Annotated in this window: 7 protein-coding genes; 3 read left to right on the top strand and 4 right to left on the bottom strand. The window is 46.7% G+C overall.

Annotated features, from left to right (window positions below; translation table 11 throughout):
- From GMA8713_RS23940 to GMA8713_RS23925, 4 genes are all read right to left on the bottom strand, one after another.
- Positions 1-5,167: two-partner secretion domain-containing protein (locus GMA8713_RS23940; protein ID WP_157515756.1), on the bottom strand; the 5,167-nt coding region annotated here is incomplete at its 3' end.
- Between the two features lie 13 nt (positions 5,168-5,180).
- A complete protein-coding gene (locus GMA8713_RS23935) occupies positions 5,181-6,848 on the bottom strand; it encodes a ShlB/FhaC/HecB family hemolysin secretion/activation protein (RefSeq protein WP_062714974.1) in 1,668 nt (555 codons plus the stop codon).
- Positions 6,849-7,276: 428 nt separating this feature from the next.
- On the bottom strand, positions 7,277-9,037 hold the full coding sequence (locus GMA8713_RS23930; protein WP_062714971.1) for an ABC transporter ATP-binding protein: 1,761 nt from the start codon (positions 9,035-9,037) through the stop codon (positions 7,277-7,279).
- Positions 9,030-10,871 carry an ABC transporter ATP-binding protein gene (locus GMA8713_RS23925; RefSeq protein ID WP_062714969.1) on the bottom strand — a complete coding sequence of 614 codons (1,842 nt, stop codon included), beginning with the start codon at positions 10,869-10,871 and terminating at the stop codon, positions 9,030-9,032. Before GMA8713_RS23925 ends, GMA8713_RS23930 begins: the two co-directional genes overlap by 8 nt.
- A 288-nt stretch (positions 10,872-11,159) precedes the next feature.
- On the opposite strand from GMA8713_RS23925, the gene GMA8713_RS23920 reads away from it, so the two are divergent.
- From GMA8713_RS23920 to GMA8713_RS23910, 3 genes are all read left to right on the top strand, one after another.
- Positions 11,160-12,794, top strand: a complete 1,635-nt coding sequence (locus GMA8713_RS23920; protein WP_062714967.1) for a (2,3-dihydroxybenzoyl)adenylate synthase — start codon at positions 11,160-11,162, stop codon at positions 12,792-12,794.
- 52 nt (positions 12,795-12,846) lie between these two features.
- Positions 12,847-14,232, top strand: coding sequence for a salicylate synthase (locus GMA8713_RS23915; RefSeq protein ID WP_062714965.1), 1,386 nt, complete (start codon positions 12,847-12,849; stop codon positions 14,230-14,232).
- A gap of 8 nt (positions 14,233-14,240) precedes the next feature.
- On the top strand, positions 14,241-16,182 hold a 1,942-nt coding region (locus tag GMA8713_RS23910; protein WP_232314554.1), incomplete at its 3' end, for a condensation domain-containing protein.

Genomic DNA, 16,182 nt, shown 5'->3' with positions numbered 1-16,182 from the left:
TTGAGGAAAGACCGCCAAAGCCTTTTTTGATGGTTTCGTGGCGGGAGAACTCACGGTATTCCTGCGCCTGAATGGTCACATCACCATCCGCCACCAAGGTCACGTCACCTTGCGCGTCCAGCGCCGAGCCCACCACAGATATCGCGCTTTCATCCAGACTCGTGGTTAAGCCATCTCCAGCCTGAATGGTGATGTTGTTTCCAGCACTGATGTCCGCACCGACTACGGTTTCTTTGAGGGATTCATTAATCTCGACTTTCTTGCGGCCAAAAGACTTTTTGGTTTCTTCTCGAGAGTAACGGTATTGACTGTCATTGGCCGCCAGCAGGGCAATATCGCCGTCCGCTTTCAATGCTGCATTGTTGTCAGCCGCGATGGTGCTCGCCGTCGAGGTGATATTCCCTCCGGCAGTCAACGAGACATTGTTACCACTCAAGGCTGCGCCCTGATGGGTTAAGTCTTTCGCTATGTCTACCTTGCCATAGCGGGACGATGAGGTTTCATCGCGGTTCTGGCTGGCTGTAAGCGAAATATTATTGCCTGCGGCTAGTGCCAGTGTGTCGCCAGCAGCGAGTGCGGATGCCTGAACGTCAATGTCATTATTGGCATTCAGTGTCAGGTCGCCGCCTGCAGAGACATGGCTGGCAAGTGTGGAAGTTGCAAGGTCTGCACTTTGTCTTCGCGATCCATCAAAGCTGTCATAAGTACGCAGCTCTCCGGCTGCAATCACTATGTTTTCTCCGGCGTTCAAGCTGGCGCTTTCGCCAGCTTTCAATTCAGCAGCGGTATTGTTAATGGACTTTCCTGCATTCAGGGTCAGGTTACCGCTCGCCTGAATGCTCGCCATATCACCGACTTCCGTCTGGGTGGTGACAATGTCGCTGGCAGGAGAATTTGTGGTCACTGTGCCGTCTTTGCGCACAGATTGCTGCTGCACAAAGGACTGGTTAATGATGTTGCCACTTTCGCTGGTAAGGCTGACGTTATCACCGGCGATCGAGCCACTGATATTGCGGATATCGTTTTTTGCTATGAGCGTGGTATCACCACCCCCAACCATTTCGCCAGCAATATTGGCGATTTCGTTTTGACTTACCAACGTCAGGCCGGATGCTGCGTTGATGCTGCCGCTATTGCTGATATCGCCCGCCTCAACGCGCACAGTAGTACTGGACACAGAAGCAATTTGCGCCAAGCTCGATTCATCCACACTGGCGAGATACAACTTGGGCGCCAGCACTTCTCGCCCATTCACCACAACCGGCTCGTACCAGACCATGCTTTGGGTTAGTTGATTGATTTGGTTCGCCGTCAAAGCAATCCCTGGGGTCAGGTTGTAAGCTGCTGTTTGCTGTGCCGCGTTGTCGAGCAGTTGCTTCATCTGCTCAAGGTTGCCGCCGACATCAGCGGTCAGGTATCGCTTGCCGGTTTGTTCGAAAATCGCCTGGGAGATAATACGGGTGTCGTAATACGCATCGCCCAGCATCTTGATGTCGGCAGACGGCGAAAAGCCGAGGTTGTCAAAGAAGTATTCCGAGCCATAGAACTGATCGAGGTTGGTGAGCGCGGGATTGGTCTCAATCAGGTATTGGCTATCAGGGCCATTACTGTAGATAAACAATCCATTGGGATTAGACGGAAGTGCGAAAGCGGGGAACGCGACCGGGTTGCTGCTGACAATGTCCATCTTGCCCAGGGGCAGGTTAACTGACCCGCCCTGTGAGGGCGTAACGTTAAAACCCCCGCCAAAGCGTTCACCTTCGGACTTATCAACGGGTGTATTCTTGCCGTTGTAGGCGTTGGCGTTACTTTTCTCTACGCTATTGGTGAAATTCTTGCTGCCTGAAATTGACAGGTTGCCACCCGCGCTGATGGTGGAAGAGAGGGTTTGGACGTTAGAACTTGTTAAGGTTTGATCTGTTCTATTGTAAGTGAAAGTGCTGGGGTATCTGCTGCCGTCATAACCTGAAAGGAAATACGTTGACTCTTCCACGTATGTACCGGTTTCATGACCAATGTTGGAAACGATAGATGCCGCAATAGAGGCATTTCTGTCCGCGTGGATCAAGCTGGCATTATTAGTAATGTTATTCGCGACAAGCTTCAAGTTGCCATTTGACAAAAGCTGCGAAGACGCACTCATCGATGTAATAGAAGAGCTTTCGTTTCGTGTCACGAACTTTTTTGTTATAGACGAGTAGCTATAAACGGTTTTTACTCTACACCCGGCATCTCTACCACAGTTATACTCCTTCTGCTCAGAGGATACTCCTGGAGCATATTCAGACCCTCTTTCCACTTCAAACGAATCAGCGTTATTGTGTGGGCTCAGTGAAATTGGGGCGCTGGCTCGCTCTATAACAAGCACTTTCCTCGCATTGTTAATGGTCCCTGCGGCAATCGACAGGTCATTCCCCGCTTCCACATAACCCGACAAATTATCGAAGCGGTTGGCAAAACTGGTATCACCATTCAGGCCGGAAATCGTGATGTCACCATCCGCAATAATATCTGCTTCCGTATTAGAGACATTTCCACTGGCGTTGATATCGAGTTCTTTTTTTGTGTAAATCAGCCCTGTATTGGCGACGTTGCCATTGGCGGTAAGGGTGGCATCCCCGAGAGACACCAGTGCGCCGTTATTACTCAAACTGTTTACATCAGCTGTCAGCGCGTCAGAAGCAAATATCCGCCCCTGATTGTTGAGCGTGCCTGCATTGACCGTTGTGTTTTTTGCGCTCAGCGCACCGTTTTGATTGACAGTCAGCGTCTTATCGCTGGCGGTAGAGACCGTTAAATCCTCCGTTGCTGACAGGGTGCCGTTCAGGGTAACCGTATCTGCGTTTAAACGGGCATCCCTGCCAGCACCCACCGTTCCATTCAGGCTACTTGTACCTGCCGAGAGAATAATGTCCTGATTGGCGTTAAGCTTTCCACTAAGTACCAAATCATCCGAAGCCGTGAGCTGTAAATCTTCTCCAGCTTTGACCTCTCCATCGCTTGTCTGTGTATAGGTTTGCGTCGTTATGGTGGCACTGTCGTTGGCATGAATGTTTGATTCGTTGGTCAAGCTGTCTGCTGTGATCGCAAGACTCCCATCAGAGAGTAACTGACCACGATGGGTTAACTGCCCAAGGTGATTGGCTGTCGTGGCGTTCACGGTGGTTTTCGATTGGCTGTGCCAGGTCGCGTTGTTCGATAGCGTCAGTTCGCTGGCGGTTGCTGTTATATCACTGGCACTGACATGACCGTTGGCATTCAGCGTATCAGCTGTCAGTCCGACAGCTTGGGTCGCTTTTATCTCCCCGTTGTTGGTCAAAGATGTCGTCACGTTGAGTGTAACGTTTGTCTGGCTTTCTACCTTACCAGCATTGGTGAGTGTCTCTGTGGTGGTGAGGTTGACGTTTTTACCACCGCCAATCTGCCCGTTATTGTCCAGTGTGGCAGCGTTAACAGTCAGCGTGTCACCTGCCAGCAATGTACTCCCTGACGCCAGTGAAACCCCGTCTGCCTTGAGTGTGGTTTTATCGCCAGATTGGGTGAGTCCGCTAAAATTTGCCTGCTCAGCAGTCAGGGCTAACGTCCCTTGGCTAATAAGGTCGCCGTTTTGCTTCAGGGTCGATGTATCGACGGTGGAATCTGCGCCGGACAGAATGCGGCCTTCATTGTTCAGCGCCAGTGATGCGGTGATGGTTACGTTGTTACTGGCTGACAAGGTGCCGCTCTCGCCAATATTCAGCACTTTGCTAACAATATTCGCCTGATTGGCGTCAATCTCACCTTCCACAGTCAGGGCATCTTGAAGGTTGGTGGTGAGGGTATTGGCGTTGAGCGAGGCGGTATCGGTGATCGTCACCTGACCACCTTCCAGGCTCAAGGAATCTGTCGCATTGATTTCGCCCTCCAGGATCTGAGCCCCTTTTAAAGCGACCATCTTGGCGGCAAGGTCAGACCCCGATTCGGTAGAGAGGACATTAGCGTCAATCGTGACCTTATTGACAGCTTGTACAGTAGAGGAAGAAAGATGTGCATCCCCTGTTTTAACCTGTATTGATCCGGCTGATGCTAGGGTGCCATCGCTTTGAATACCTGCCAAAAATTGGCTGCCCTGAGCTGAGACGCTGTCGGCGATGAGTGTGATGTCATTACCTGAGGAGACTGACGCTCCTGAGGTGGTCACCTTACCTTCCGTTGCAGTAAATGCGGTGTTGCCAGCGGCATGGTGCTGACCGGAGATCACCACCTCAGTCTGACTGGTAATTTGGGTATTGTCGGCACTACTGGTTCGGCTGAGGGATATCTTTCCATCAGCGCTGATGACTATATCTCCGGCACTTGTTGCCACCTCTGCGAGGTTGACGCCCACCCCTTTTTCTGTCGCCACCAGAGAAATACGGCCTGCATACATTCCCCCCAAGGCTGACGCATCAATCGCCAAAGCAGGTTTGTCATTGTCATCATCCGCGGTTTCAATCACGCGGTTGGTGCCGTATTCAACCTTATTTTTACCGGTGACAATGGCAAGGTTGTTGGCGTTAACTTCACCTTGCAAGGTGGCAGTACGCGACAAAATAGAGAAATAATCTTGATTGGTGGCATCCAACCCCTTACCGACAATCTCGACATTTCCTTGTTCAACATTGAACCCCGTGAGGTCACCCCCGGTGATGTTGGGCGTACCCGTTGACAGGGTGACGTTTGGGGTGTTGATAAATCCACAACCGTTACAGCTGATGCCGTAAGGGTTAGCCACAATCACATCTGCAGACTGGCCAAAAACTTCGGTATAGCCATTAAGTTGGCTTGCGTTCGCGCCCACGACTTCGTTGAGGATTTTCTTTGCGACCTGACCATCGAGGTTGGGGTTGTTTTGAAGTAAACCGCCGAGTTGGGACTGGTCAATTTTCTTTGTCGAGTTGTTGAGGATGAGTCCCTTTTCCGTGACGTTATAGTGCTGGAACTGATTATGTGACAGCCCGCTGTCAGTGGGTTTGGCAATGTTCACCACTGGCACCCCATTACCTGCTTGTGTCACCTGCGTTTCTGCATTGGTGGAGACCACATTGGCGAACACAGGTTGCACAGAAAGCACCGTGCATAGGGTATAAACCACCGCCGTTTGCGCCAGAGAAACAGGTTTGAAAGTCACGTCCGTCTGTTTGTTCATCCTTGAATACTCCTTAGAAAACGACGTTGAAACGGTAGTAAAGGCTGTAGTGATCGACCGTCATCCAGCTTGGGTGATCGAGCGGAAAACCCACACCGAATGAAGAATTGAAGTCGTTGTTTTGGGTAGAGAACGCCACGCTGGCTCCCGTCAGGTGACCGCGCTCATTGGGATCCGATGCGTCGGGGTGAATAGCGCCGGTATCCAGCGCTATATCTGTGCTGATCCAGCCCCAGAATGGCACTTCGGTCAGGCGGGCAGTCAAATCGTTCCGCCAGTAATAACCCGCATCACCGGACAGAGACTGCTCTTTAAAACCACGGACTGAATACAGTCCGCCAATAGACAGACGCTGCGAACCATAAAGCGTGTCGGTCGCCCACTGCCCAAAACCTGTGGTAGAGAAGGTCAAACTATTTGTGAGAGGTAAGGTGTACTGAAGCGTGAGTTCCCCTTTGTTGAACTCTGCACTCGGTGAACCCGTAGCCTTACCTTCATCCGTTTCACTGTTAAACAGCTTTACGCCACGCACGTAACGGGGCGACACGGTGAAAAAGCCACTGCCAAGCCGGGTGGCATGAGAGAGTGCCAGGGAGGCATTGGCCAGGTTGCGGCTCCCCAACACCAGCTTAATATCATCAATAAAGTTCTTTTCACGGGTGTAATTCAGGGCAAGATTCAATGATGATTTGCTGATATTGTCGCGATGAAATAACCAGTTCACGTCACTGGCGTAGGTGCTGGTATTCCCGGTCGAGATAAATGAAAAATTGTTGCTGTCGACGGTCGTTTTGTAGTCGCTGTAGGTATAACTTTGCCCGAAAGTGAAATACCCATACGGTACAGACAAGGCGGCACGAAGGCTTTGTGAGTCAAAGCGGGATGAAAACTCGCTGCTCGTGCTGGCGGATACTTGCCAAAGGTCTAACACACCCAGAAGGTTTGATCCGGTCAGGTTGAGTCTTAACTGGGAATCACCGGTGCTTTTTTGTCCGCCGTTGTCGAAACTCAAGCCAGTTTGGTGCCATCCCGCGTCCCTTGTCGTAAACGCCACCACCGTCTCACCAAGCTTTTCCCCCGGCAACATCTCAATCTTGGCGTCATAACGCGGAAGCCGGTTAATTTGATCAAGTGCTTGTTCAATATCACGAAGGTTAAGTATCTTCCCTTCATGGGAAGGCAGAGCCATCGTAAACGCATCTGAATCTTCGCCATTGATGACCACACCGCCTAATTCACCCTCAATAACACGGACAGTTAACGTGCCAGAGCTTAAATCCTGCGGTTCCAACACGGCACGCGTGGTGACATACCCTTTCGCCACATAGGCGTTGGTGAGTACTTGCAGTACTTGATTAATGTTCTTCGCTCCCAGACACTGCCCCGCAAACGGCGAAACAAGCTGGGTGATTTCTTTTTTGGAGAGCACACTGTTGCCAACCACACGGACCTGAGATACCTCAAAGCAATTTGCCTCATCAACAGGTTTGGAGGGGACTTCAGAAGGTAAAGGAACGAGCCTCTCAAGTGACTGACGCGCTTCGTCCAACGCTTTAAGACGCGCTTCCTGTTGTTTATCAATCTCAACCTGTGTGGATGGTGACACAGGCAAATCCGCGGCAGACAGTGAAGGGGAAATGACCAACCCCAGGAACACTGCGAAGTTCCATTTCAAATCCAAACCTACCTCTTTCAAGCTAAAACTTGCTTCAGGGTTGACCAAATTTTCGTCTGCCGAAATGGTAAATCAAAATAACACTAGGCACATGTATGACATGTGAGACACTGAGACTGAATAACTTAACACTCAATATCTACCGGGTTGTTTGTGAAGGAAAACAGTTAATTAGCGGGTGCATACTGGGGTGGACTGCTGGAATGAGGGAAAAATCTAGTGATAAGAGTCAGTATTTTTAAAAATTTCGTCCTGACTAACCCACGTAACCTTCCCTATCAGCTCTCGAAACGACATTTGCTTATCCCTTATTAGATAAAGCCCCATTCAAATGGCCAGGGCTTTGTAAGCAGTCTGTTGATATTAAATCCCGAGTGATTAAAGTTCCCTATGACTTCAGATTCCAAACTTACCGTTAAAGCGCGCCGAGCAAACTATCGCTGAACAGATTGGGCAAACCATAAAGTTTGATAGAGACCGGCTTGTTCAACCAAATCTTGATGCCTACCCGCTTGCACGATCTCACCTTTGTCCAAGACGAGAATTTGGTCGGCAGTTTTTATCGCGCTCAGTCGATGTGCAATAACAATCACTGTTTTACCTTCGACAAGCCCCATGAGTGCTTGTTGAATCTCATACTGTGCAACCGAATCGACCGATGCGGTAATCTCATCAAGTAACAAAATTGGCGAATTTTTTAGGTAAGCTCGTGCAATCGATATTCTTTGTCTCTCACCACCTGATAAACGGGTCCCACCCTCCCCAATTTGGGTATCAAAACCTTGAGGTAGTTGACTAATAAACTCCAGACAAAATGCCTTTTTGCATGCTTCATATACCTCTTCATCTGAAGCTTCTTTCCTGCCTATCCTTATGTTTTCCATGATTGAAGAGGCAAAGAGCTGAACATCTTGAAAGACCATACTGATGTTGTCATAAACGCCGGTGGTGCCTATATCCCGCAAGCTACAATTACCAATGTTAACCGTACCTGTCGATGGATCACTAAATCTGCAGATCAGATTGAATAACGTTGTTTTACCTGATCCAGAGGGACCAACAATAGCGGTCACTTCATGGTGTTTAGCAATGAAGCTAATATTTTTCAGGCAAGGTGTCTCATCATAATTAAATGACACATTATCAAATTGGACAGAGTAATGTTCTGCCTGCATTTTAATTGGAGGTTCAGGTAACGACTCAAATCGAATCACTTCTTCAGATTTCATCTCACTTTGAGCTGCGTAACGAATGATATTTAAGTACTGAGCCATATCTAATAGAGGAGAAATCAATCTATACGCCAAGAAAATAAATAATACCGTAATGTGTGGCTGAAACGATCCAGATTCAACTTGGGATCCACACCAAAATAAAAAAGCAACAAGCCCTATTTCAACGATAAGACGGTACAATACAACAGGACCTGCCCCCCACACTTCAACCGTTACACATTTTCTTGTCATTTCGCTAAATAGAAGTTCTAGTTTTGATAGCCATTGCTGTGAGTAGTTAAAAAGGCGTAGTGTTTTTATACCCATAACAAATTCCACAATCACACCGGAAACTTCTCTGTTTGCATTAAGTTTCTTTTGACTTACTTTATTAAATATTTTTCTAGTCCCTTGAACAAAGAGTATTGCTAAAGGAAAGCCTGCTATGAGGATAATTGCCGCTCTCCAATCTAGAAGTAGTAAAGACCCAAGAATGAGAAATGGTATTAACAAAGAAGTAAAGAGATCTATTGCCAAATGAGTGAAAATGTTTTCTATACGGGTTGTATCATCAGTCACCAATTCGGAAAGGTATCCAGACCTATATCTATAAAGTGTAGATAGAGGCATAGAATGTATTTTATCCAGCACCTTTCTTCGGTACCCGGACATGATTCCGTAGCCTCCCAAAAAGCTATACTTTTGTCCCAACCATGAAAACATGAACTGAAATACAAAAACGACGATTAGCAATATGACTACATCCAGGATCTCAAAGCTGCTACCTGCTATATTAAAGAACGAACTATTCTCATCATCACCTTCCCATGTTGATATAAACCACCAGTAGCAGACTAGAATTGGGAAAATATCCAATCCCTTTTCAAAGGTACGAAATAAAGCACCTTTAACAAATAAAGTTGGCGACGCTTGGCTATGTTTGATCACGCGCTTAATGATGAAAAGTATCGATTTATCCATTTGATATAGCCTCACTCATTACCTCTTTATTCAATAACTCTTGATGGCTTCCAAGTGCCCAATAGTCATTTTCTAACTGGAGAATAAACAATGCTTTGTAGAGTTCGTCGGAACGCATAAGCTGTTGGTGTTTTCCAACCGCTCTGATCTCACCTTTCTCTAAAAGAATAATTTGATCAGCTTCCTCCAATCCATAGGTGCGATGAGCAACAACAACGACAGCTGTATTTGGATAGTATTTTTTGAGATTTTGGTAGAAGGCCTTTTGTGTAAGATTATCTGCATATGCTGTTGCTTCATCTAACAACACAATTGGCGCTTCAACCAATAGAGCGCGTGCCAGTGCGATGCGTTGCTTCTCTCCGCCGGATAACCGGATACCTCTTTCTTCAATCTGAGTTTCTAGTCCTGCAGGTAACTCTCGTATTAAACCAGTAAGTCCAGCAACATGAATAGCGTTATCAATATCTTTTGACGTTGCTTCAGGGCGCGCCATTAAGATATTTTCCTTTATCGTCCCTTTAAACAAGAATGCTTCCTGTGAGGCCAATGAGATAAGAGAGGCTCTTTGTACATCGTTAAGACGACTAACGGAAATTTCATTGACAAAAGCATCACCACTGTCAGGTTCTATAAGGCCGGCGATTATTTGTAATAATGTCGACTTTCCACTTCCAGACATTCCTAAAACAATAGATGTTGTTCCTGGGTTAAATGAAGCGCTAATATTCTTTAGTGTTTCTCGCCCTTCATAAGAAAAGCTCACTTCTCTTAATGACAGTTCAATGTCTTTTTTAAAATTAGATACTTGTGACTTTTTTTCCATTTTAACGACATCCAAAATGGGTGTCAGTCGTTTAACACCGGATAATATCTCCTGGATCTCGTTAAAAAAGTGGCTGATTTTTAGTAAAGGCCTCAACATTCCAGCCCCAAGAAGCACAGCCATTACAACGTCGAGGCTTCCAACCATATCTTTCTGAACTAAATACATACCTAGTGGTAATATGAAAAGAACATTTGCCCCGAGCAAACTTGTGAATAATGCCCACCTAGGTACAGTGATTAGTGTCACTTTATCTACAATTCCAAAATAGCGATCTAAGCTTTCCGATAGTGCCCCAAAACTAGTGCTATCTTGGCGGAATAGTTTCATTACTGCGATATTTCGGATGTACTCCACAATAGTACTGTTTAATTCAACAGATGCAGAGTGGTATTGGTCGTAGTACTTACTCATTCCACGCATCACAACAAACGAGCTCAACATGGCAACTGGCGCTGCGGCTAACGCTGCGAGTGCAAGCCTCCAATCAATCCAAAACAAGTAAACCGCGACAAATATAGGCCCAAAAACTGCAGTAGAAACCTCAACGGTATGATGAGCAAAAAAGTTCTCCATCTTTTCGACATCTTGCATTACTGCCTGCTTTAATTGTCCCGTTTTGTATTCTTTAAACCAAGAAAGTGGAGCCCAAGCCAACCGAGACACCAATAATTGTCTGGTATCCGCCAGTATTAAGAATGCAGATTGGTGACTTAGCGTATAGGCGGTAGCATAAGCGATTGTTTTGAAAACAAGCACTAGGAACAAGGCAGCTCCTAACGCATAAAAACTATCAGCAATCACTGTTGGGTTATTGAGGCTGTTCAATTCTTCAGTGTAAAACACCTGGGTCAATTCAGCAGCTTTGAAAAAAATCCAGAAGGGAGCAAGCTCCAATCCCGCAGCAATAATTGAAAAAAACACTGCAGTCATTAATTTGTATTTTTGGCTAACCAATAAACCGCGCAAGACCTGCCACCCGGATCTCGCTTCTTGTTTTTCATCCATAAGTTTTTCATCCCAAAAGATAACCACAACATTTTATGGGGTATGAAGATGCCCCTACCACCCGTATCGGATGGCTTCCCCCAAAAGCGATGTCATGATTTTTTGAAACCAATAATAATATTATTATTCAATAACTTATGATTAATCTGAATTTCATGCCTTCCTCATTCGGTTATAAAATTCCGATACGAGTAGTCCTCGAATTCCGCAAAAAGTAAGTTGTAATGATAATCATTCTCTAGAAAGTGAGAGTGGCGTTTCAAACTGCGAGATGGAGAGACGATAAGAATGGATATCGAACATCTTGAAAAACTGTGGACCATAACGGACCAACAGAAAAAACAGATCGAAGCTGGCTATCTTCGTCCAAAAACACTTGGAGACTACTTGGCCCAGTGGGCAGAAGAGTATGGAGACAGAACAGCCGTAATAGACAATTCTACTCGCTTGTCTTATCGGCAATTGAATAGACAATCGAATCGATTAGCGGCTGGCTTTTTGAAGGCGGGGCTAAAATCAGGAGAAACGGCGATTGTCCAACTGCCCAACAGTGCGAGTTTTGTGCTGGTTATCTTCGCCCTTTTTCGTATTGGTGTTGTTCCGGTGCTAGCGATGCCGGCACAAAGGGAAAACGATATCGCTTCTCTGTGCGACCAAGCCGAGCCATCCGCATATATCGTTCCTGATAGATTCCTCGGATTTGACTATGTATCGTTAGGTGAGAAACTTCAATCAAGATATCCGAAGATAAGGTCACTGTTTATCGATGGTGCCTCAAATAGTCACCAGACCATCAATACCCTACGTACCGACCCAGTTCCTCTACCAGACCTGAACCCTTTCAACACAGCCTTATTGCTACTGTCTGGTGGCACGACAGGCGCACCAAAGTTGATTCCGAGAAGCCATAGCGATTATGCCTACAATTTTGGTACTTCAGCTGACGTCTGTGAACTTAACGAGTCCACCGTTTACTTAGCAGCCCTTCCAGTAGGACATAACTTTCCTCTCGGTTGCCCAGGTATTCTTGGCACACTCAGCGTTGGCGGAAAAGTCGTCATGTGTCGCACTCCCGGCAGTGATGAGGCGTTTAGGCTCATTAACGAAGAAAAGGTGACACATACAGCTTTAGTCCCGCCTCTCGTAAAGCTATGGCTGTCTTCAAAAGAATGGGATACCACCAATACTGACTCGCTCTCATTACTTCAAGTCGGCGGTGCAAAATTTGACCCAGAAACAGCAAAGCGTGTTTCTCCTGTTCTTGGGTGTAAGCTCCAGCAAGTCTTTGGAATGGCAGAAGGTTTAGTCTGCTACACGCGATTAAATGACTCCGTCGAAACCATTTTAAACACACAGGGACGCCCCATGTCGTCGGGAGATGAAATCAGGCTCGTGGACGGTAATGGAAATATCGTGCCTGATGGCGAAATTGGGGAACTGCATACCCGAGGTCCATACACCATCAGAGGTTACTTTAATGCAGAAAGTCACAATCTCACTGCGTTTACCAAAGATGGATTCTATAAGTCCGGAGATCTCGTCAGAAAGACACCTGAAGGCAACTACGTTGTTGAAGGACGAGTTAAGGAACAAATTAACCGGGCTGGAGAGAAAATTGCTATTGCTGAAATCGAACCACTTATTGAGAAGCTCGACGCCATTGATGAGTGTGTGATCGTCGCTGTACCAGATGACGAATTGGGAGAAAGAAGCTGCGCATTTGTTACTCACAAGCAAAACATCCAACCACCAACACTAAAAGAGCTTCGGGCATACCTTGCGAAGCTAGGTGTTCCAAGATTCAAACAACCCGATCAACTTGAACTGGCAATAAGTTGGCCACTGACATCGGTAGGCAAAATAAACAAAAAAACGCTGATAGAAAAAGCCCAGTTCAAACCAACCAGCAGAAGAGCGGGATGAGATCGCACAGTAACCACTTGGAGCCCAACCAAATTTATAAGGATTTATTACTATGACTCAATATAAAGAACTTACTCTTCCAACATCCGCAAAAACAAGCCGCCTACTCCTGTCCATTGCTAACAGTGGGTTAGCAGATCAATTCATGATCTACGAAAAACCTGGTGAATGGTCTTTAGGGATGGGCAATTTGTTGAGCATAGACGTTTACAAAAACGAAATCGTGGTAAAGCAAGAAGACCGAATTCAAATAATGGGCTATGAGGATTTTGAACCAGCCTTGACCCATATCACCCAGAATCTACCCGTAGAAAACTGGAGGCTTTATGGGCAAGCAAAATTTGAATTGGCATACGTCTTTTATGGTTTAACAAATACCATATCCCTTGATAAAACGAACAAGCTAATGTCCCTTTTTATCCCGGAATATGAAGTTAGAATATCTGACAAAACAGCGACGCTAAGGGCGACTTCTCCCGCAGGATTAGAAAAGCTTGTTGAGTTATTCAGACTCGCTGAACGTCGCGAGAAGCATGGGTATGATACTGATTTTGTTATTGAACATGTTGATTTAACCATACCGTCCAGCTGCGAATACTACAAAACCGCTGTGCAACAGGCGATCGCTGACATCCAAGAAAACCACTATCAGAAAGTCATTCTGTCACGGCAAGTCCAAGTCTCCTTCCCTTTGGACATGGCAAAAAGTTATGAATATGGACGACAAAAGAATACGCCTGCTCGCTCATTTATCTTACGCCAATCAGGTTTTGAGGCTGCAGGGTTCTGCCCTGAAACTGTATTGGAAGCATCACCTGATGGATGGGTGAGTACACAACCACTCGCAGGTACCCGTTCTCTCGGCAATTCCCCTGAAGAAGAGTTACAACTTAAAAGCGAGCTTATCTCGACAACAAAAGAAATCGCAGAGCATGCAATTTCGGTCAGGCTTGCTTACGAAGAACTTGACCACGTCTGTGATGAAGAGAGTCTCTCTGTGTGCGACTTTATGTCAATCAAACGCCGCGGTAGTGTCCAGCATTTGGCGTCTCGGGTAAAAGGAAAACTGTCTTCCAACCACTCGGTTTGGGACGCTTTCAAGGCCCTGTTCCCCGCAGTAACAGCATCAGGCATCCCCAAGAAAGAGTCATTACTCGCCATCAAAAAGTATGAGGCCAGCGAGCGCGCTCTTTACAGTGGTAGCGTCATGATTGTTGACCCTGATGGAGCCATGGATGCGGGTCTGGTGCTGAGATCAATTTACAAAGATGAAGAGAAATGTTGGCTTCAAGCTGGCGCAGGTATTGTCGACCAATCACTCCCAGAACGGGAACTCACTGAGACCATTGAAAAGTTGAGCTGCATTGCGCAATACCTTGTTCAAGATCTGCAAGAACCTATGCCATCAATAGAGCATTCAAAAAAGGAGACCGTGTAGTGACTACCATGGAGTCTTTTCAATCAACTATTGACCGACAGTCAATCATCAAAGATATCGAAGAATACATTCAGTTTGAACCCCACCAACAAGATGAATCAAACCTGATTGAATGTGGCCTCGATTCGCTTCAAATAATGCGACTGGTTGATAAATGGCGCAGAGCAGGATCAACGGTAACCTTTGTAGACCTTATTGAATCTCCCACTCTTAATGATTGGCTGGCAATCTTGAGTCAGCCTGTAAGCCACGTCATCACCAAGGAAGAAAATATACACAATGAAGGACATCAGTCAGGAGATAGCCTTCCTTTCGATCTGACTGATGTCCAATACGCCTATTGGTTAGGGCGCCAAGATCATCAAACACTTGGTGGCGTTGGCTGCCACGCCTACATTGAAATCGATGGTTCAGCCGTCAACTTTGATTCGCTTGAAACCGCCTGGCATCGGCTTCTGTCACACCATCCAATGTTGAGAGCCGTCTTTACTGAGGAAGGTAAACAATATGTCGATCATCACCTCGCTCTACCTCTTTTAGAAGTTCGTGATTTTCAGTCATTTGATACTAGTGAGTTAGAGGATGCGTTAGAAGAAGTTCGCAATAGCTTGTCCCACAGGAAGCTCGATATTGCGAGAGGCCAAGTCGCGAGCCTTTCACTTTCATTACTACCGAACCACAAGACAAGAATTCACTTTGACGTGGACTTACTCGTTGCTGACGTACAAAGCATCCATATTTTGCTCCGTGATTTGGCTTACCTTTATGGCGAGTTGCAATCAGGAAACACAAATTGCACCCTGGCGGCCAAACCAGATTGGCAGTTCAAACATTATCTAGAGGCCAAAAGGCAAGCTGACCAACTTAGTGAGTGTGCTGATAAACGTTACTGGCTTGACAGGCTAGCAGATCTACCACCCGGACCTCAGCTCCCATTAGCATGTGCCCCCGATTCTATTGTTAAACCACATTTCACCCGGCGCACCCACAAAATCGCTAATCACAGATGGATAGAGATAAAGCATAACGCCATATCACAAGGCCTCACGCCTGCAGTGATGTTGGCTTCAGCCTACGCAGAAGTGCTAGCACGGTGGAGCAATAGCCCCCACTTCGTTCTCAATATCCCTATTTTTGATAGGCAAGGTGGACAACCAGGTATTGATGATGTCGTCGCTGACTTCACCAATTTACTTTTACTTGAGTGCGACTGCAGTAAGCCACTGCCGTTTACCGAGCGAGTAAAAGTGTTACAAAAACAACTCCATAAAGATTTGTCTCACTCAACATTCTCAGCAGTACAAATACAGCGTGAACTGCAAAAGCAGGGATTATCTGAAGGTGTCAGTGCACCCGTGGTATTCGCTTGCAATTTGGGCACACAATTGATTACAGAAACATGTAAGGAAACCCTTGGTGACCTCAGTTACATGATTTCCCAAACACCACAGGTATGGTTGGACCATCAGCTTTACGAGATGGAAGATGGCCTGCTATTGGCGTGGGATTCCGTTGACGATCTGTTTCCTGAAGGGGTGATAGAGGAAGCATTCGCAGAGTATTGCAGCCTTTTAGAATCATTGATTGATACTGCGAAGTGGCATGATGCTTACAATCCGTCTCTGCCAGAAAATCAGGTTGCCGTTCGCTCAGCCATTAACAACACTCAAATAGACAGAACGAAGCGCCTGATTCATCAATCCTTCTTTGAAATGGCGGCGGAAACACCCGAACGCACTGCCATTATTTCTGAACAACATTCCCTCTCCTATGGCGAGCTCGCTCAAGCTGCCCTGCAACTGGCTGCTTTACTCACCGAGCAGGGGGTTCAACCCGGTGAACCTGTTGCCGTCACCCTTCCTAGGGGACACAATCAGGTCATCGCTGTCCTTGGTATTCTGGCCGCTGGCGGGTGCTATGTCCCTGTCGGTACACACCAGCCTCTGGTAC

This window comes from Grimontia marina (genome assembly GCF_900060185.1).
Taxonomy (GTDB): Bacteria; Pseudomonadota; Gammaproteobacteria; order Enterobacterales; family Vibrionaceae; genus Enterovibrio; species Enterovibrio marinus.
Note: the sequence above shows the minus strand (reverse complement) of the source record. Positions and strands in the feature narration are given on the sequence as shown.

What these genes read in the sequence shown, in the direction of transcription:
- GMA8713_RS23930 (WP_062714971.1), bottom strand. Translation starts at nt 9,037, where the DNA reads ATGGATAAATCGATACTTTTCATCATTAAGCGCGTGATCAAACATAGC.
- GMA8713_RS23920 (WP_062714967.1), top strand. Translation starts at nt 11,160, where the DNA reads ATGGATATCGAACATCTTGAAAAACTGTGGACCATAACGGACCAACAG.
- GMA8713_RS23915 (WP_062714965.1), top strand. Translation starts at nt 12,847, where the DNA reads ATGACTCAATATAAAGAACTTACTCTTCCAACATCCGCAAAAACAAGC.
- GMA8713_RS23925 (WP_062714969.1), bottom strand. Translation starts at nt 10,871, where the DNA reads ATGGATGAAAAACAAGAAGCGAGATCCGGGTGGCAGGTCTTGCGCGGT.